Source organism: Streptomyces sp. NPDC028910 (genome assembly GCF_055564955.1).
The window spans coordinates 318,272-336,661 of record NZ_JBVHVF010000002.1 but is presented as its reverse complement, the minus strand read 5'-3'; the positions used below and the strand labels follow the sequence as shown (position 1 = coordinate 336,661).

At 70.5% G+C, this 18,390-nt stretch carries 15 protein-coding genes; 4 read left to right on the top strand and 11 right to left on the bottom strand.

The features are described 5' to 3' along the window. Window positions 1-99 precede the first annotated feature (99 nt). Together ACZ4TV_RS04195 and ACZ4TV_RS04190 are read left to right on the top strand one after the other, a co-directional pair. Window positions 100-1,122: a branched-chain amino acid ABC transporter permease gene (locus ACZ4TV_RS04195; protein WP_468130726.1), complete on the top strand. Its 1,023-nt coding sequence runs from the start codon at window positions 100-102 to the stop codon at window positions 1,120-1,122. Further along, entirely contained in the window at window positions 1,119-2,396 is a 1,278-nt protein-coding gene (locus ACZ4TV_RS04190; RefSeq protein ID WP_468130463.1) for an ABC transporter substrate-binding protein, read from the top strand. Before ACZ4TV_RS04195 ends, ACZ4TV_RS04190 begins: the two co-directional genes overlap by 4 nt. 152 nt (window positions 2,397-2,548) lie before the next feature. Here ACZ4TV_RS04190 and pssA read toward each other — a convergent pair whose 3' ends face one another. The 9 genes from pssA to ACZ4TV_RS04145 all read right to left on the bottom strand — a co-directional run bounded on the left by pssA (window position 2,549) and on the right by ACZ4TV_RS04145 (window position 13,559). Then, window positions 2,549-3,331, bottom strand: coding sequence for a CDP-diacylglycerol--serine O-phosphatidyltransferase (pssA, locus tag ACZ4TV_RS04185; protein ID WP_468130724.1), 783 nt, complete (start codon window positions 3,329-3,331; stop codon window positions 2,549-2,551). A gap of 64 nt (window positions 3,332-3,395) precedes the next feature. Then, entirely contained in the window at window positions 3,396-4,052 is a 657-nt protein-coding gene (locus tag ACZ4TV_RS04180) for a phosphatidylserine decarboxylase (protein WP_030010161.1), read from the bottom strand. Between the two features lie 186 nt (window positions 4,053-4,238). Continuing rightward, on the bottom strand, window positions 4,239-5,444 hold the full coding sequence (locus ACZ4TV_RS04175; RefSeq protein WP_362299657.1) for an acyl-CoA dehydrogenase family protein: 1,206 nt from the start codon (window positions 5,442-5,444) through the stop codon (window positions 4,239-4,241). A gap of 2 nt (window positions 5,445-5,446) precedes the next feature. After that, window positions 5,447-5,959 carry a MaoC family dehydratase gene (locus ACZ4TV_RS04170; protein WP_030715386.1) on the bottom strand — a complete coding sequence of 171 codons (513 nt, stop codon included), beginning with the start codon at window positions 5,957-5,959 and terminating at the stop codon, window positions 5,447-5,449. A gap of 16 nt (window positions 5,960-5,975) precedes the next feature. Continuing rightward, window positions 5,976-6,950: an HpcH/HpaI aldolase/citrate lyase family protein gene (locus ACZ4TV_RS04165; protein WP_468130460.1), complete on the bottom strand. Its 975-nt coding sequence runs from the start codon at window positions 6,948-6,950 to the stop codon at window positions 5,976-5,978. Next, the gene (locus ACZ4TV_RS04160) at window positions 6,947-9,034 is read right to left on the bottom strand and encodes a protein meaA (RefSeq protein WP_468130458.1); all 2,088 of its coding nucleotides are present in this window, start codon (window positions 9,032-9,034) and stop codon (window positions 6,947-6,949) included. The genes ACZ4TV_RS04165 and ACZ4TV_RS04160 overlap by 4 nt, the downstream gene beginning before the upstream one ends. A gap of 31 nt (window positions 9,035-9,065) precedes the next feature. Further along, window positions 9,066-10,403 (bottom strand): crotonyl-CoA carboxylase/reductase, encoded by a 1,338-nt coding sequence (gene ccrA / locus ACZ4TV_RS04155; RefSeq protein WP_468130456.1) that lies wholly within the window; start codon window positions 10,401-10,403, stop codon window positions 9,066-9,068. Window positions 10,404-10,780: 377 nt separating this feature from the next. Next, complete coding sequence (locus tag ACZ4TV_RS04150; protein WP_468130455.1) at window positions 10,781-11,596, bottom strand: TetR family transcriptional regulator; 816 nt, start codon at window positions 11,594-11,596, stop codon at window positions 10,781-10,783. Between the two features lie 163 nt (window positions 11,597-11,759). Next, window positions 11,760-13,559: a 3-hydroxyacyl-CoA dehydrogenase family protein gene (locus ACZ4TV_RS04145; RefSeq protein WP_468130454.1), complete on the bottom strand. Its 1,800-nt coding sequence runs from the start codon at window positions 13,557-13,559 to the stop codon at window positions 11,760-11,762. Window positions 13,560-14,165: 606 nt separating this feature from the next. On the opposite strand from ACZ4TV_RS04145, the gene ACZ4TV_RS04140 reads away from it, so the two are divergent. Next, window positions 14,166-14,717, top strand: a complete 552-nt coding sequence (locus ACZ4TV_RS04140) for an adenylosuccinate lyase (RefSeq protein ID WP_468130452.1) — start codon at window positions 14,166-14,168, stop codon at window positions 14,715-14,717. 116 nt (window positions 14,718-14,833) lie between these two features. Here the strand turns inward: ACZ4TV_RS04140 and ACZ4TV_RS04135 are convergent, their stop codons facing one another. Together ACZ4TV_RS04135 and ACZ4TV_RS04130 are read right to left on the bottom strand one after the other, a co-directional pair. Next, complete coding sequence (locus ACZ4TV_RS04135; protein WP_468130450.1) at window positions 14,834-16,408, bottom strand: alpha/beta hydrolase; 1,575 nt, start codon at window positions 16,406-16,408, stop codon at window positions 14,834-14,836. A 112-nt stretch (window positions 16,409-16,520) separates the two neighbouring features. Next, window positions 16,521-17,552, bottom strand: a complete 1,032-nt coding sequence (locus ACZ4TV_RS04130; protein WP_468130447.1) for an Rv2578c family radical SAM protein — start codon at window positions 17,550-17,552, stop codon at window positions 16,521-16,523. A gap of 194 nt (window positions 17,553-17,746) precedes the next feature. On the opposite strand from ACZ4TV_RS04130, the gene ACZ4TV_RS04125 reads away from it, so the two are divergent. Beyond that, window positions 17,747-18,190, top strand: coding sequence for an SRPBCC family protein (locus tag ACZ4TV_RS04125; protein ID WP_468130445.1), 444 nt, complete (start codon window positions 17,747-17,749; stop codon window positions 18,188-18,190). Window positions 18,191-18,390 lie beyond the last annotated feature (200 nt).

Genomic DNA, 18,390 nt, shown 5'->3' with positions numbered 1-18,390 from the left:
CCACGGCGCTCCGCGCCCGCGCCTCAAACGCAGGCGAGGCTGGAATCGCCCGCGCCCGCGCCCGCCGAGCCCGGCGCAGGCCGGCCCGCCCGCTTCCGGCTGCGCTACGCGGCATGGACCGCCGCCGCCGTGCTGCTCCTGGCGCTGCCCTTCTACCTGGAGCGGTTCTGGCTCCAGGCCGGGCTGTTCGCGATCGCCGCCGGCATCGGGGCCATCGGGCTGAACCTGCTCACCGGGGCCACCGGGCAGCTGTCCATGGGGCACGCCTTCTTCCTCGCCGTCGGGGCGTACGGGTACTGCGCGCTCGCCGGGGACGGCACGGGGGAGCTCTTCGGGCTCGGCCTGCCCAGCTGGCTCGCGGCTGTCCTCGCCGTCGCCCTCGCGGGAGCGGCCGGCGGGCTCTTCAGCCCGATCGCCGGCCGCCTGCGCGGCGCGTACCTCGGCATCGCCACCCTCGCGCTGATCTTCATCGGGCAGCACGTCCTGTTCAACGCCACCCCGCTCACCGGCGGCTTCAACGGACGCGCCGTCGAACCGCTCTCCCTCTTCGGCATCACCTTCGACGACACCGAGACCGTGATCGCAGCCGTCCCCTTCCAGTCCGCCGAGAAGCTCTGGTACGTCGCCCTCGCCGCCCTCCTGGCCGGCGCCCTCCTCGCCCGCGGCATCCTGCGCGGGCGTCCCGGCCGTGCCATGAACGCCATCCGCGACCACAACATCGCCGCCGGCGTCATGGGCGTCCCGGTCGCCCGCTACCGCGCCGCCGTCTTCGTCCTGTCCTCCATGTACGCGGGCCTGGCCGGGGTCCTGCTCGCCCTCGTCTTCCAGCGCACCGTGCCCGACTACTTCGGCATGGTCCTGTCCCTCGAATACCTCGCCATGATCGTGATCGGCGGCCTGGGCACGGTCGCGGGCTCCGTCATCGGCGCCGCCTTCGTCTCCCTGCTGCCCCAGCTGCTCACCCGTTACAGCGACGCCCTCCCGCTCGTCTCCGCCCCGGGCACCGGCGGGGTCTCCCCGGGCGAGGCGTCCCGCTACCTGTACGGCGCGGCCGTCGTCGCCGTCGTCCTGTTCCTCCCGGGCGGCCTCGCCCGGATCCGTCCCCCGAAGGAGCCAGCGTGATCAGACCCAGTGCGAACAAGAGCGCGCGCATCGGTACGGCGGCCCTCGCCGCCGCGCTCGTCCTCACCGGCGCCGCCGGCTGCAGTGCGAAGGCGGGCGGCGGCGCCGAGGACAAGCAGGCCGAAGGCGGGGTCAAGACCGGCAAAGGGGTCAGCGCCACGGCCATCCGGCTCGGCGCCCTCACCGACATGACCGGCGTCTACGCCTCGCTCGGCAAGAGCGTCACCCAGGCCCAGCAGCTCTGGATCAAGCAGACGAACGACGCGGGCGGCATCTGCGGCCGCCAGCTCGAGCTGACCGTCCGCGACCACGGCTACGACCCGCAGAAGGCCCTCGCTGGCTACACCGAGCTGGAGCCCGACGTGCTGGGCTTCGCCCAGTTCATCGGCTCCCCGTTCGTCGCCGCGGCCAAGGACCGCATCGACGGCCAGGACAAGGGCCTGGTCATTCCGCAGGCCTGGTCGGCCTCGCTGCTGGGCAGCGCGTCCATCCGTACGGTGGGGGCGACGTACGACATCGAGACGGTCAACGCCGTCGGTTACCTCCTCGACCAGAAGCGCATCGCCTCCGGCGACAAGATCGGGCACGTGTACTTCGAGGGGGACTACGGCGAGAACGCCCTCGCCGGGGCGAAGCACGCGGCCAAGGAGGCCGGGCTCACGGTCGTCGAGCAGAAGATCAAGCCCACCGACAGCGATATGTCGGCGCAGGTCGCGGCCCTCAAGCAGGCGGGGGTCAAGGCCGTGGTGATCAGCGCCGGGCCCAAGCAGGCGGCCTCGCTGGTCGGGGTCGCCGCGGCCGGCGGCTGGAACGTCCCCGTGGTCGGCAACAACTCCGCCTTCGCACCCCAGCTGCTCGCCACCCCGGCGGGCGCTGCCCTGCAGAAGGACTACTACGTCGCCGCGTCCACCCTGCCCATCGGCTCCACCGCGCCCGGCCCGGCGGCCCTGGCCACCGCCTACAAGGCCGCGTACCCGGGCGCCGGGCTCGACAACGGCGTGGTGGCCGGTTACACGGCCGCGGCGGTCTACGGGGAGGCCCTGAAGAAGGCCTGCGCCGACAAGGACCTCACCCGCGAGGGCGTCGGCAAGGCCCTGCTCACCCTGAAGGCCTACGACAGCGGCTTCGGGATCACGCACGACTTCTCCGACCCGAAGTCCCCCTCCACCCGGCAGAGCGTGATCATGAAGCCGGACGAGCAGACCCCCGGCGGCCTGAAGGTGATCAAGGAAGCCTCCACCACCCCGGCGGCCGAGACCTACACCCCTCACTGAGCCCCATCAATCCAGCCCCGCCGAAGCCAATCCAGCCTCGCCGGCGTTTGAGGCGCGGGGTCTGGGGCGGAGCCACAGGAGGCCGGGCCGGCAGCCGAAACGACGAGAGGGCCCCGGATGCCAAGGCATCCGGGGCCCTCTCTCACGCACAGCTAGCGCAGCGTCGCGGCTCGCGCCTCCCGGCGATTGTGCCGGAACGTGTTCGCCCTCCGCGTCGTCGCGAACAGCGGAATGGTCGCCGCCATCGCGATCTGCAGCGCGCAACCCGTCTGGAGCAGCAGCTGACCGCCCGGAGCGTCGAACGCCCAAGCCGCCAGCAGCCCCATCGCGCCGATGATCCAGCAGAGCATCGCCACCGCGAGAACGCCCCGCGGCTTCGGGTACTCGACCCGGCTCACCATCAGCCACGCCACCCCGATGATCGCCAGCAGCGTCGGGATGAACGGCAGCTCCAGCAGCACGATCGAGACGACCGTCAGCGCGCCGAAGGGGCTCGGCATGCCCTGGAACATGCCGTCCTTCATCGTCACGCAGCTGAATCTCGCGAGTCTGAGCACCACGGCGAGCAGCACCACGATCGCGGCCAGCGCCGACATCTTCTGGATCGCGTCGACGGCGACCATGCCGTAGACGAGCACGAAGTACGCCGGAGCCAGCCCGAAGCTGATCAGGTCGGACAGGTTGTCCAGCTCGGCACCCATCGGCGAGCTGCGCAGCTTGCGGGCCACGATGCCGTCGAAGAGGTCGAAGACCGCGGCGAGCAGCATCAGTATCACTGCCGTCGCGGCGCTGTTGCGGGCCATGCCCGATTCGCCACTGCCGGTGAGGTGCGGGATGAGGATCCCGGTGGTGGTGAAGTACACCGCCATGAATCCGCACGTGGCGTTGCCGAGGGTGAGGGTGTCCGCTATCGACAGCCGCAGCGAGAGCGGCATGTCGTCCTCGGCGGACTCCTCCTCGACGGACTCGGGCACCCAGCCGGCTGCCGGAGTCTCAGGGTCAGTCACGGTCAATTCGTGTCACCCCCGCGGTGGTGGCCTGACCGACCTCGACCGCGACCTCGACACCCTCGGGGAGGTAGATGTCGACGCGGGAACCGAAGCGGATCAGACCGATGCGTTCGCCCTGCTCCACCTTGGTGCCGGCCGGCAGGTACGGGACGATGCGACGGGCGACGGCGCCGGCGATCTGCACCATCTCGATGTCACCGAGCTCGGTGTCGAAGTGCCAGACAACGCGCTCGTTGTTCTCGCTCTCCTTGTTGAACGCCGGGACGAATCCGCCGGGGATGTGCTCCACGGACGTCACCGTGCCCGCCAGGGGCGCGCGGTTGACGTGGACGTTCAGCGGGCTCATGAAGATCGCGACCCGGGTCCTTCCGTCCTTCCACGGCATGATGCTCTGCACCACACCGTCGGCGGGCGAGATGACACGGCCCTGAGCGATCTCACGCTCGGGGTCGCGGAAGAACCACAGCATGCCCGCGGCGAGCGCGGTGGCGGGCACGGCCGCCGCGGCCCAGCGTCCGGACTTGCGGGCCCGGGTGAGGCTGAGCGCCGCGGTGGCGACGGTCGGCAGAAGCCACGGCGATGCTCCGCGCGCGAGGCGTACGCCAAGGAGGCTGTCGCGAGGTGCAGAGGTTTGGCTGTGGGGCATGGATGACCTTCGTAGCGGGTGATTGCCGCGCCGCAAACAGGGGGACGGGACGGCGGCTTTACTGGAATGCTATCGGTTGCGCGCAACAACTGGGCAAGCCAGAAGCCGAGTCGATGACCGTCGGCCAGTGACTGGTAGTGATCCTTTCGCGACGAACCCATGGATGATTCGCCGCAAAAGGGACTTTCAGCCCTGGAGTCGGTACTCCTCGAGCAGGCGTCGCCCAATGATCATTTTCTGGATCTCGGCGGTACCTTCACCGATCAGCAACATCGGAGCCTCGCGGTAGAGGCGCTCGATCTCGTACTCCTTCGAGAACCCGTATCCGCCGTGAATGCGGAAGGCGTCCTCGACCACCTCCTTGCAGTACTCGGAGGCGAGGTACTTCGCCATCCCTGCTTCGAGGTCGTTTCGTTCCCCTGAGTCCTTTTTGCGTGCTGCGTTGACCATCATCGCATGGGCGGCTTCGACCTTGGTAGCCATCTCGGCGAGCTTGAACTGGATCGCCTGGTGTTCGGCGATCGGCTTGCCGAAAGTGTGACGTTGCTGGGCATAAGAGACACCCAGTTCGAACGCACGCTGAGCGACGCCGCAGCCACGCGCCGCCACGTTCACGCGGCCGACCTCGACCCCGTCCATCATTTGGTAAAACCCTCGGCCGGTCTGGCCGCCGAGCACCCGATTGGCCGGAATGCGCAGTCCGTCCATGATGAGCTCGGTCGTGTCGACGCCCTTGTAGCCCATCTTGTCGATCTTGCCGGGGATGGTCAGGCCCGGACGGACCTCACCGAAGCCCGGCTCCTTCTCGACGAGGAAGGTCGTCATCGACTTGTGGGGCGCCGTTCCCTCGGGGTGTCCTTCGTCACTTCGGACGAGAACGGCCACCAGGGTGGAGCTGCCGCCGTTCGTCAGCCACATCTTCTGGCCGTTCAGGACGTACTCGTCGCCGTCCTTCACCGCCTTGGAGGTGATGGCCGACACATCGGAGCCCAGCGCCGGCTCGGACATCGAGAACGCGCCGCGCACCTCGCCCAGCGCCATGCGCGGCAGGAAGTGGTCCTTCTGCTCCTGCGTGCCGTGCTGCTTGAGCATGTACGCCACGATGAAGTGCGTGTTGATGATGCCCGAGACGGACATCCAGCCCCGCGCGATCTCCTCGACGCACAGGGCGTAGGTGAGGAGCGACTCACCCAGGCCGCCGTACTCCTCCGGGATCATCAGCCCGAAGAGGCCGAGCTCCTTGAGGCCGTCGACGATCGCTTGCGGGTACTCGTCGCGGTGCTCCAGCTCGGTCGCGACCGGGATGATCTCCTTGTCGACGAACTCGCGGACGGTCTTGAGGATCTCCCGCTGGACGTCCGTGAGCCCGGCGGTCTGGGCGAGTCGGGCCATGGCTACTTCTCCTGGGTCTTCAGCTGGGGGCGGCCGGGCTGCTCGCCGCCGCGCTCCTTGATGTACGTCTCGGTCGGGACCATCACCTTGCGCCGGAAGACGCAGACGAGGGTTCCGTCCTGCTTGTAGCCCTTGGTCTCGACGTAGACGATGCCGCGGTCGTTCTTCGACTTCGACGGGGTCTTGTCGAGGACCGTGGTCTCGCCGTAGATCGTGTCGCCGTGGAAGGTCGGCGCCACGTGCCGCAGGGACTCGATCTCCAGGTTGGCGATGGCCTTCCCGGAGACGTCCGGCACGGACATGCCGAGCAGCAGCGAGTAGATGTAGTTGCCCACGACCACGTTCTTGCCGAAGTCGGTCGTGTTCTCGGCGTAGTTGCTGTCCATGTGCAGCGGGTGGTGGTTCATGGTCAGCAGACAGAAGAGGTGGTCGTCGTACTCGGTGACCGTCTTCCCGGGCCAGTGCTTGTAGACCGCCCCGACCTCGAACTCTTCGTACGTGCGTCCGAACTGCATCGGGATCAGGACCTTTCTAGTTGGCGGGGATCTCGAACTTGCTGGTGCGCTGCATGCCTGCCGCCCGGCCCTTGCCGGCGATGACCAGGGCCATCTTGCGGCTGGCCTCGTCGATCATCTCGTCGCCGAGCATCGCCGAGCCCTTCTTGCCGCCCGCCTCGGAGGTGCACCAGTCGTACGCGTCGAGGATCAGCTCGGCGTGGTCGTAGTCCTCCTGCGAGGGGGAGAAGACCTCGTTGGCCGCGTCGACCTGGCCCGGGTGCAGCACCCACTTGCCGTCGAAGCCCAGCGCCGCCGCCCGGCCGGCGACCTCGCGGTAGGCGTCCACGTCGCGGATCTGGAGGAAGGGGCCGTCGATCGCCTGGAGGTTGTGCATGCGGGCCGCCATCAGGATCCGCATCAGGATGTAGTGGTAGGCGTCCGCGCCGTAGCCGGGCGGCTGCATGCCCACGACCAGCGACTTCATGTTGATGGAGGCCATGAAGTCCGCCGGGCCGAAGATGATGGTCTCCAGGCGCGGCGAGGCGGCGGCGATCTCGTCGACGTTCACCAGGCCTTTGGCGTTCTCGATCTGCGCCTCGATGCCGATCTTGCCGACCTCGAAGCCCATCGTCTTCTCGATCTGGGTCAGCAGCAGGTCCAGGGCCACGACCTGCTGGGCGTCCTGGACCTTCGGCAGCATGATGCAGTCGAGGTTCTGGCCGGCGCCCTCGACCACCGTGATGACGTCGCGGTACGTCCAGTGCGTGGTCCAGTCGTTGACGCGCACGACCCGGGTCTTGCCGGTCCAGTCACCGTTGTTCAGCGCGTCCACGATCGTGTGGCGGGCGCCTTCCTTGGCGAGCGGCGCGCAGGCGTCCTCCAGGTCCAGGAAGACCTGGTCGGCCGGCAGGCCCTGGGCCTTCTCCAGGAACCGCGGGTTGGAGCCCGGCACCGCGAGGCAGGAGCGACGCGGGCGAAGGCGGTTCACCGGGTGGACTGGCGTGGTCATGCGGGGACCTCCGTGCTTGCAACGTTTGCGATGGTGTCAGTGGTGGTGACGGGCTGGAGCTTGTTGGCCTTGCGGATCTCGTCGACGATACGTCCGATGATCTCCGTGATGCCGAAGTCCTTCGGCGTGAAGACGGCCGCGACCCCGGCCGCCTTGAGTGTCACGGCATCCGCGTTCGGAATGATGCCTCCGACGATGACGGGAATGTCACCCGCCCCCGCCGCGCGCAGCCGCTCCAGGACGTCCGGGACGAGAGCGCTGTGCGAGCCGGACAGGATGGACAGTCCCACGCAGTGCACGTCCTCGGCCAGCGCCGCCGAGGAGATCTCCTCCGGCGTCAGCCTGATGCCCTGGTAGACCACCTCGAAGCCCGCGTCACGGGCCCGGACGGCGATCTGCTCGGCGCCGTTGGAGTGCCCGTCCAGGCCGGGCTTGCCGACCAGCAGGCGCAGCCGGCCCGAGCCGAGCTCCTCGGCCGTACGGGCCACCTTCTCGCGTACCTCGTGCATCGGCGTGCCCGGCTCGGCGGTGACGGCCACCGGGGCCGAGGAGACCCCGGTCGGGGCGCGGAACTCGCCGAACACCTCGCGCAGCGCGCTCGACCACTCGCCGGTGGTGACACCGGCCCGGGCGCACTCCAGGGTGGCCTCCATCAGGTTCTCGGTCCCGGCCGCCGCTTCCTTGAGGCGGTCCAGGGCCTGCCCGACGGACGGGAAGACGAACGGGTCGCCGCCGCCCTGACGGTCGGAGGCCTCCTGCCGTTCGGCCCGCCAGCGGCCGATGCGCTCGACGGTGAGCGCCTCCACCGCCGGGTCCACCGTCATGATGGCGCCGTCCAGGTCGGCGGTGAGCGGGTTCTCCTCGGTCTGCTGGAAGCAGTTGACGCCGACGATCTTGTCCTCGCCGGCCTCGATCCGGGCCCGCCGCTCGGCGTGCGAGGAGACCAGCTGGGACTTCAGGTACCCGGACTCGACGGCGGCCATGGCGCCGCCCATCTCCTGGATCCGGTCGATCTCGGCCAGGCAGTCGGCGACCAGGGAGTCGACTTTGGCCTCGATGACGTGGGACCCGGCGAAGATGTCCTCGTACTCCAGCAGGTCGCTCTCGTGGGCGAGGACCTGCTGGATGCGCAGCGACCACTGCTGGTCCCAGGGCCGGGGCAGGCCCAGCGCCTCGTTCCAGGCGGGCAGCTGCACCGCGCGGGCGCGGGCGTCCTTGGAGAGGGTGACCGCGAGCATCTCCAGCACGATGCGCTGGACGTTGTTCTCCGGCTGCGCCTCGGTCAGGCCCAGGGAGTTGACCTGGACCCCGTACCGGAAGCGGCGCTGCTTTTCGTTCTCGATGCCGTAGCGCTCGCGGGTGACCTTGTCCCAGATGCGGCCGAAGGCGCGCATCTTGCACATCTCCTCGATGAAGCGGACGCCCGCGTTCACGAAGAACGAGATCCGGGCGACGACCTCGCCGAAGCGCTCCTCGGGCACCTGCCCCGAGTCGCGCACCGAGTCGAGGACCGCGATCGCCGTGGACATCGCGTACGAGATCTCCTGGACCGGGGTGGCCCCGGCCTCCTGGAGGTGGTACGAGCAGATGTTGATCGGGTTCCACTTCGGGATGTGGTTGACCGTGTACGCGATCATGTCCGTCGTCAGCCGCAGGGACGGCCCCGGCGGGAAGACGTGCGTCCCGCGCGAGAGGTACTCCTTGACGATGTCGTTCTGGGTGGTGCCCTGGAGCTGGGAGACGTCCGCGCCCTGCTCCTCGGCGGCCACCTGGTAGAGCGCCAGCAGCCACATGGCGGTGGCGTTGATCGTCATCGAGGTGTTCATCTGCTCCAGGGGTATGTCCTGGAACAGCCGCCGCATGTCGCCCAGATGGGAGACCGGGACCCCGACCCGGCCGACCTCGCCGCGGGCGAGGATGTGGTCGGGGTCGTAGCCGGTCTGGGTCGGCAGGTCGAACGCGACCGACAGGCCGGTCTGGCCCTTGGCGAGGTTGCGGCGGTACAGCTCGTTGGACGCCTCGGCCGTGGAGTGGCCGGCGTACGTCCGCATGAGCCACGGACGGTCCTTCTGGCGCTCTGTCATCTCAGGCTGTCCCTTTGGCCTTTGAGGCGTCTCAGACGTTGCGGAAGCGGTTGATGGCGTCGAGGTGCGTCGCACGCAGCTCGTGGTCACGCACACCCAGGCCCTCCTCGGGGGCCAGCGCGAGGACGCCGACCTTGCCCTGGTGGAGGTTGCGGTGGACGTCGTAGGCCGCCTGGCCGGTCTCCTCCAGGGAGTAGACCTTCGACAGGGTGGGGTGGATCTTGCCCTTGGCGATCAGGCGGTTGGCCTCCCACGCCTCGCGGTAGTTGGCGAAGTGCGAGCCGATGATGCGCTTGAGGGACATCCACAGGTAGCGGTTGTCGTACTCGTGCATGTAGCCCGAGGTGGAGGCGCAGGTGGTGATCGTGCCGCCCTTGCGGGTGACGTAGACCGAGGCGCCGAAGGTCTCGCGGCCCGGGTGCTCGAAGACGATGTCGATGTCCTCGCCGCCGGTCAGCTCGCGGATGCGCTTGCCGAAGCGCTTCCACTCCTTGGGGTCCTGGGTGTGCTCGTCCTTCCAGAACTTGTAGCCCTCGGCGTTGCGGTCGATGACCGCCTCGGCGCCCATGGCGCGGCAGATGTCGGCCTTCTCGGGGCTGGAGACCACGCAGATCGGGTTGGCGCCGCCGGCGAGGGCGAACTGGGTGGCGTACGAGCCCAGGCCGCCGCTCGCGCCCCAGATCAGGACGTTGTCGCCCTGCTTCATGCCGGCGCCGTTGCGGGAGACGAGCTGGCGGTAGGCGGTGGAGTTCACCAGGCCGGGGGAGGCGGCCTCCTCCCAGCTCAGGTGGCCGGGCTTGGGCATCAGCTGGTTCGACTTGACGAGGGCGATCTCCGCCAGGCCGCCGAAGTTGGTCTCGAAGCCCCAGATGCGCTGCTCGGGGTCCAGCATCGTGTCGTTGTGGCCGTCGGAGGACTCCAGTTCGACCGACAGGCAGTGCGCGACGACCTCGTCGCCCGGCTTCCAGGCGTTCACGCCGGGGCCGGTGCGCAGCACGACGCCCGCGAGGTCGGAGCCGATGATGTGGTACGGGAGGTCGTGGCGCTTGGTGAGCTCCGACAGGCGCCCGTAGCGCTCCAGGAAGCTGAAGGTGGACACGGGCTCGAAGATCGAGGTCCACACGGAGTTGTAGTTGACCGAGGAGGCCATGACGGCCACGAGGGCCTCGCCCGGGCCCAGTTCCGGCACCGGGACCTGGTCCAGGTGAAGGGACTTGCGCGGGTCCTTCTCGCGTGTCGTCAGCCCCGCGAACATCTCCGTCTCGTCCTTGTGCACGGTGATCGCGCGGTACGAGTCGGGCAGCGGCAGGGCCGCGAAGTCTGCGGCGGTGGCGGACTGCGACTGAATCGCGTCCAGGATGTCCTTCACGGTAGAGCCTCCGGCTAGCGCTGATGAGGGTGCGCTGAGGTAAAGGGGTGCGTGGAGCAGCTGTGGTGTGCCGTCGGTCCGGCTGGTGCGGTGGTGCGGGGCGACGCCCGTGGTGGGGCGTGCGGTGCCTGGTGACGCAGGCATCCGGGGCGCGTTCCGTGCCGTGTGGGCGTGGGTCGCGGGGACATCCGGACAGATTCAACGTATGGCACCCCGTGTCACCCGGCAAGGCACCGCGTGCCAAAACTTTCTCTCATTTGCCGATTGACCTGCACCGATGAGCGATGATCGATCAGAGTTACCGGCGAGTAGGGGCAAGCCGGACAAACGAAAGCGGCCGCCCCCGAAACGGGGGCGGCCACTGTGACGAGGGTCGCCTACTTGTTCTTCAGTGCCTCTTCGATGGTCCGCATGACCTCGTCCAGCGGGGCGTCCGTGCGGGCCACCGCCACCAGCACCTCGCCCTGCGTGCGGACCGCCGCCGGCGCGGCCGGCGCCGTGCTGCTCAGGGTGCGGCCCGCGCCGATCCCCGTGCCGAAGGTCTTCCGGACGATCGAGAAGGCGTGGTCCAGCTGCGCCTCCACGTCCCCCTGGCCGCCCGCCCGCAGCCAGCGCCGCAGTACGTGGTTGTGGGCGGTCACCACCGCGGAGGCGGCCACCTCGGCCAGCAGCGGGTCGTCGTTGCCGTCGTGCGGCTCGTGCTCGTCGAAGTGGGCCAGCAGGTAGCGCGTGAACAGCCGCTCGTACCGGGCCACCGAGGCGATCTCCCGCTCCCGCAGGGCCGGCACCTCGCGGGTCAGCCGGTAGCGCTCCACCGATACCGCCGGCGAGGCGGCGTACATCTTCATGACTTCCTTGATCCCGCGGCACACCGTGTCGAGCGGGTGCTCGTGCGCCGGGGCCACGTCGAGCACCGCTTCCGCGCGGGTCAGGGTGTCGTCGTGGTCCGGGAAGATCGCCTCTTCCTTGGACCGGAAGTGCCGGAAGAAGGTCCGGCGCGCCACTCCGGCGGTCGCGGCGATCTCGTCGACCGTCGTCGCCTCGTACCCCTTGGTCGCGAAGAGCTCCATGGCCGCGGCGGCGAGCTCACGGCGCATTTTGAGCCGCTGGGCGGCCGCCCGCGTGCCGGCCGCGCTCTCCGGGGCGTCGGGGGCCGAGGAGGCGCGGGGCGAGGTCTTGGCGGGCTGGGACATAGAGCGAAAGTACTTCATTCGTGCAGGGGAGCGCGCCTGCGGGGGGTGGGAGAGGGGTGGATGCGGGGGAGAGCCCGCACTGGGCTCGGGAGGGTCAGTCCGCCGTGAGGGTCCGGCGGACCCGAGCAGCCCTCCCCACGCATCCGGCTCGTGGCCCGACCGGTTACCGGCGGGCGGCGTACTCACGGAATCCGCGGCCGGTCTTCCGGCCCAGGCAGCCCGCCGCCACCAGGTGCTCCAGCAGCGGGGACGGGGCCAGGCCCGGGTCGCGGAACTCCTCGTGGAGGACCTTCTCGATGGCCAGCGACACATCGAGGCCGACCACGTCGAGGAGTTCGAACGGCCCCATCGGGTAGCCGCCGCCCAGCTTCATCGCCGCGTCGATCTGGTCGAGACTGGCGTAATGCTGCTCGACCATCTTGATCGCGTTGTTGAGGTACGGGAACAGCAGCGCGTTCACGATGAAGCCGGCCCGGTCCCCGCAGTCCACCGGGTGCTTGCGCACCTTGACGCAGATCTCGCGGACCGTGGCGTGCACGTCGTCGGCCGTCAGGACGGTCCGGACCACCTCGACCAGCTTCATCGCCGGGGCCGGGTTGAAGAAGTGCATGCCGATCACGTCCTGCGGGCGCGAGGTCACGCGGGCCACCGCGATCACCGGCAGCGAGGAGGTGGTGGTGGCCAGCACCGCGCCCGGCTTGCAGACCTTGTCCAGGGCCGCGAACAGCTCCTGCTTGACCCCCAGGTCCTCGGCGACCGCCTCCACGGCCAGGTCCACCTCGGCGAAGGCGTCCAGCGAACCGGCCGGTGTGATCCGCTCCAGGGTCTGCGCGGCGCCCTCCTCGGTCAGGCGGCCCTTGGACACCGCACGGCCCAAGGACTTCCCGATCGCGGCCTTCGCGGCCTCCGCCTTCTCCTGGCTGCGGGCCGCCAGCACCACGTCGAAGCCGGCCTGCGCGAAGACCTGCGCGATCCCGCTCGCCATGGTGCCGGAGCCGGCCACGCCGACGGAGCTGACGGGGCGGCCCTCGCCGAGCCGGGCGCCGTCCGGCGGGGTCTGCGCGTCACGGACGACGGTCGAGCTGCCGGGTGCCTCGTACGTGTAGAAGCCGCGGCCGGACTTCTGACCGGTCAGGCCGGCCTGGGCGAGCTGCCCCAGGATCGGGGCCGGGGCGTGCAGCCGGTCGCCGGAGGAGGCGTACATGGCCTCCAGGACGGTGCGGGCGGTGTCCACGCCGATCAGGTCGAGCAGCGCGAGCGGGCCCATGGGCAGACCGCAGCCGAGCCGCATCGCCGCGTCGATGTCTTCGCGGGAGGCGTACTTCGCCTCGTACATGGCGGCGGCCTGGTTGAGGTAGCCGAAGAGCAGGCCGTCGGCGACGAAACCGGGCCGGTCGCCGACCGAGACGGGCTCCTTGCCGAGCTCGCGGGCCAGCTCGGTGACCGCCTCCACGGCCGGCGGGGCGGTGAGGACGCAGGAGACGATCTCGACCAGCTTCATCGCCGGGGCCGGGTTGAAGAAGTGCAGGCCCAGCACACGCTCCGGGCGCTGGGACTCGGCGGCGAGCCGGGTCACCGAAAGGGCGTTGGTGCCCGTGGCCAGGATGGTGTCGGGGCGGACGACCGCGTCGAGCTCGCGGAACACCTGCTGCTTGACCTCGTACGACTCGGGCACGACCTCGATGACGAGATCGGCCTCGGCGGCGGCCGCGAGGTCGGTGAAGGTGCGGAAGCGGGCGAGCACGTCCGCCCGCTCCTGCTCGGTGAGGCGCTCCCGGGCGACGGAGCGCGCCGTGGCCGCGGCGAGGGCGGCCGCGGCCCGGCGGGCGGCGGCCTCGCTGATGTCGATGCCGATGACCTCGCGGCCGGCCCGGGCGAGGACCTCGGCGATGCCGGTGCCCATCGTGCCGAGGCCGACGACGGCGATGGTCTGGAGGGTGGGCTGACTGGACTGACGGTCCATCGAGGGACTCCAGTGGAAGAGGGTGACGACTGAGGGGGCGCGCGGCGCACAGCGCGCGCGGCTGCCGTACGGGAGAGCCGTGCGGTGAAGGGCCCGGAGGGAGCGTGAGGGCCCGAGGGGAAGAAAGCCCTGAGGGAACGAGCTCAGAGGGAAGTGAGTCCCGAGGGAAGAACCCCCGGGAACGAACCCACAGGGCGCAAGCGGCGGAACCCTGTCCCGGGGTCACGCCGTGCATACGAACGAACCGACCGGCACGAGGCGGCTGCGTCACCAGGCCGCCCTCGTACGTGTTGTAAGGACAGTAACTCGGCGGTAACTCCTCCGCCAGAGCAGGGAGATGTGACCTGTACCGCCCAAATGTACCGATCATCGATCATCGATCAAGCGGCCTACGCATCTCCTCGAACGCGGCGTGCCGACCGCCCCGTCGCCCTAGTGCTGTGACCGGGAAGGTTCACCGGGTCGCGACGCCCGGCACGGCACCTCGCCGCGTTGTCGGACCGCGCAAGTACGTCCAGTACGAGCCGCGATCCTCCGCCTTGCGATGCACCGCACCGAACGCCGCGACCCGGCAAACCTTCCCGGCCACAGCACTAGGGTGGCCGGGTGAACGACGTGCTGGAACGCCTGCGGGCGGAAGCGGGGCAGTCACCCGACTACGAAGTGCTGCTCGCGGCCGGCCCCGATGACCTGGCGGCCTCCCTGACCTCGGCCGGGCTGCCCCTATGGGCCCGTGAACTGGCCGCGTACCGGCTGGGCCTCGCCGGAGACCGCCGCGCCTTCGAGTCTCTGGTGCTGCTGCTCAACCACCGCGACCCGCCCCGCTGCGCGGCCGCGGCCGAGGCACTGGCCGTCCTGGGCGACCCGCGCACCGCCCGGGCGGCGGCGGCCCTCGCCACCAACGGCTTGCGCACCGCCTACGCCCTCCAGCCCGTGCGGCTGCTCACGGCCCTGCGCGCCCCCGAGTCCGTACCGGCGCTGCTGACCACCCTGTCGCGGCTCCTGTCGCCGAACGACCCGTACTGGCGGGTGGCCCTGGCCTGCGTCGAGGGCCTCGGCGCCCTCGCCGACCCCCGCGCGCGGGAACTGCTCACCCGCGCCCAGTCCCACCCCCGCCTCGCGGTGGCTGCGACGGCCGCGCTGCGCAGCCTCGGCTGACAGCGGGACCGGCTCGGGGGTGGGAAGAGCGTGAACTTCCCGGCTTCCCGGCTTCCCTGCTTCCGGCTTCCCGGCTTCCCGGCTTCCCGGCGCGGGCCCGGCCGGCCCGCGCCCGCTCAGCCCCGGAAGCCCAGCAGGCCGTGCAGGGCCGCGCCGCCCGCCGAGGGCGGGACGGCGCGGGTCGCCGTGGTCGGCTTCGGGGCCGCCTGGGCGGGGCAGGTGGCGTCCGCGGCCTTGCCCGTCCTCAGGTACGCCGACACCTTCTCGTCCAGGCACTTGTTGCCGCTCAGCGAGATGCCGTGGTTGCCGCCGCCCTCCTCGACCACCAGGGCCGCGCCCTTCAGCTTGTCCCGCATGCTGAGCGCCCCCGCGAAGGGGGTCGCCGCGTCCTCCGTCGACTGCAGGAGGAGGGCGGGCGGGAGGTCCGCGTTGGTCACGTCCGGGGCCTGGAGCGGCTTCGTCGGCCAGAACGCGCACGGGGCGTTGTACCAGGCGTTGTTCCAGGTCATGAACGGCGCCGCGGCATGCGTCCGCCACATGTCCGCGCGCCACTGGTTCCAGTCCTTCGGCCAGGCCGAGTCCCGGCACTGCACCGCCGTGTAGACGCTGTAGCCGTTGCCCGCGGAGGGTTCCACCGCGCCGAACCGCTCGTAGGCCGACACCAGCGGCTTCGGGTCCTTGCGCACCGCGTACGCCGCGAAGGCTTCGGCGAGGTTCGGCCAGTAGCCGTTGTAGTAGGCGCCCGGCATGAAGGTGTCCTCCAGCTCCGACGGGCCCACCTTGCCGCCCGCGGGGGTCTCGCGCAGCGCCTCGCGCATCGCGTACCAGCGCTCCTCGACCGCCTCCGGGACGGTGCCCAGCTTGTAGGTGGCGTCGTGCGTCGCGACCCAGGCCGTGAACGCCTTGTGGCGGGCGTCGAAGGCGCGGTCCTGGGCGAGGTTGTCCTCGTACCAGACCCCGCCCGGGTCGACCACGGAGTCCAGGACGAGCCGGTGCACCCGGCCCGGGTGGAGCTTGGCGTACACCGCGCCCAGGTAGGTCCCGTACGAGTAGCCGAAGTAGCTGATCCGCTCCGCGCCGAGGGCGCCGCGCAGCACCTCGATGTCACGGGCGGCCGAGACGGTGCCGATGTGCGGAAGCACGTCCCCGTGCCGGGACCGGCAGGACTCGGCGAAGGAGCGCACCCGGTCCAGGTTGGCCCGCTCGGTCGCCGCGTCGCGGGGTACGGAGTCCGGCCGGACGGGCGTGAAGTGACCGGCCCCGCAGTCGAGGGCGGGCTCGCTCTTGCCGACGCCCCGGGGATCGAAGCCGATCACGTCGTACTGGGCGGCCACGTCCTTGGGCAGGGCGGAGGCGACGAACCCGGCCAGGCCGCGGCCGCTGCCGCCCGGGCCGCCGGGATTGACCAGCAGCGGGCCGGCGGAGGTGGCGGCGGTGTGGGGGACCCGGGTCAGGGCGAGCGTGATCTGCCGGCCGCCCGGCCGGGCGTGGTCGAGGGGCACCTTGAGGGACGCGCACTGCAGCGTGGGGTACCGCGGGGTGGCGCAGCCGGTCCAGCGCAGCGGGGCCTGCCCGGGCGCCGCGGCGGCCGGGGCGGCCGTGACCGGGCTCGCGAGGGCCGCGGCGACGGTGGCGGCGACGGTGGAGATCGACAGCAGGACAGCGGTGCGCTTCTTCAAGGGGTGCAGCATGGGGCCTCCCAGCCGAGGGTTCTGGGCGGAATCGTCCCGGAAACCGCGGCTGGAAGACGGGATTGGGCTGCTTTTTGGCCCGATGTGATGACCGTTCAGGGGGAGTCGGACGTCAGAGCAGGCTGAGCTGTGTCGCCCCGGCGGGCGCGGAGGCGGCCGGGCGCTCGGGGGTGACGATCTTGCGTGCCGCGCCCCGCCGGGAGGGGCCGATGCCGAATTCCGCCGCCAGTTCGTGGACTTGGCGGGTGATCCGGCGCTGGTACCAGGTGGGCGCGTACGACCCGCCCGCGTACATCCGCTCGTACCGCGGGACCAGGTGGGGATGGTGTGCGCCCAGCCAGGCCATGAACCACTCGCGCGCCCCGGGCCGCAGATGGAGTACCAGGGGTGTCACGGAGGTCGCACCGGACTCCGCGACGGCGCGTACGGTCGCCCGCAGCTGCTCCGGCGCGTCCCCCAGGAAGGGGATCACCGGGGCCATCAGCACCCCGCACTCGATGCCGGCGTCGGTGAGGTCCCGTACGGCGCTCAGCCGGGCTGCGGGGGAGGGGGTGCCGGGCTCGACGGTGCGCCAGAGCGCGGTGTCGGTGAAGCCCACGGAGACGGAGATCCCGACCTCGGTGACCTCGGCGGCCTCCTTCAGGAGCGGGAGGTCGCGCAGGATCAGCGTGCCCTTGGTGAGGATGGAGAAGGGGTTGGCGCGGTCGCGCAGCGCCTCGATGATCCCGGGCATCAGCCGGTAGCGGCCCTCGGCGCGCTGGTAGCAGTCGACGTTGGTGCCCATGGCGATGTGCGCGCCGGTCCAGCGGGGGGAGCCGAGCTCGCGGCGCAGCAGCTCGGGGGCGTTGGTCTTGACGACGATCTGCGAGTCGAAGCCGAGGCCGGTGTCGAGGTCCAGGTAGCTGTGGGTCTTGCGGGCGAAGCAGTACACGCAGGCGTGACTGCAGCCCCGGTAGGGGTTGACGGTCCATTCGAACGGCATGCGCGAGGCGCCGGGCACCCGGTTGACGATCGACCGGGCCCGCACCTCGTGGAAGGTGATCCCACGGAACTCGGGAGTGTCGAAGGTCCGCGTCACGACGGCGTCGGCCCCGAAGAGCGCGGCCGGCCCCGTGGGGCCCTCGGTCAGGTTGTCCCAGCGCATGAGCGCCTCCCTCGGTAGCTCTGGCCCGAGAATAGAACAAACGTTCCCATGATCGTGCGCGGTGGATATCTCGCCGGCTGAACGCGCTCGCGGCCCGCCCGCCCGCAGCCCGCCGCGGGGGCCGATTTGGGCGGCCGGGCCGGAGGTGGTTGGCTTCGCCGTGACGAGCGGACACAACTGCTGGAGGAACAGCTATGGCGCAGGTCGAGGCCACCACGGAGCGGATCATCGCGGCCGACGCGGAGACCGTGTTCGACGCGCTGGCGGACTACACCGGGACCCGCGGGAAGCTGCTGCCCGAGCACTTCAGCGAGTACGAGGTGCGCGAGGGCGGCGACGGCGAGGGCACCCTGGTGCACTGGAAGCTCCAGGCCACCAGCAAGCGCGTGCGCGACTGCCTGCTGGAGGTGACCGAGCCCACCGACGGGCAGCTGGTGGAGAAGGACCGCAACTCCTCCATGGTCACCACCTGGGTGGTCACCCCTGCCGGTGAGGGCAAGTCCAGGGCCGTGGTCACCACCGTCTGGAACGGGGCCGGCGGGATCGGGGGCTTCTTCGAGCGCACCTTCGCGCCGAAGGGCCTCGGGCGGATCTATGACACCCTGCTCGCCAATCTGGCCGCCGAAGTCGAGGCCTGAGCCGGGGCGCGGCGCGGGGCTCACCGGTTCGGGTGTATTTCCCCGCCCGGCGCGGGCCCCTCGCCGGCGTTGAGGCGGTCCCACGTACCTGGGCCGGCGCGAATCCAGCCTCGCCGGGGGTTGGGGGGGGGGGGGGGGGGGGGGGGGAGGCCCCGAGGGAGAAGGTCTTTTTTGTTGGGTTCTTCAAACGGCGAGAGAGA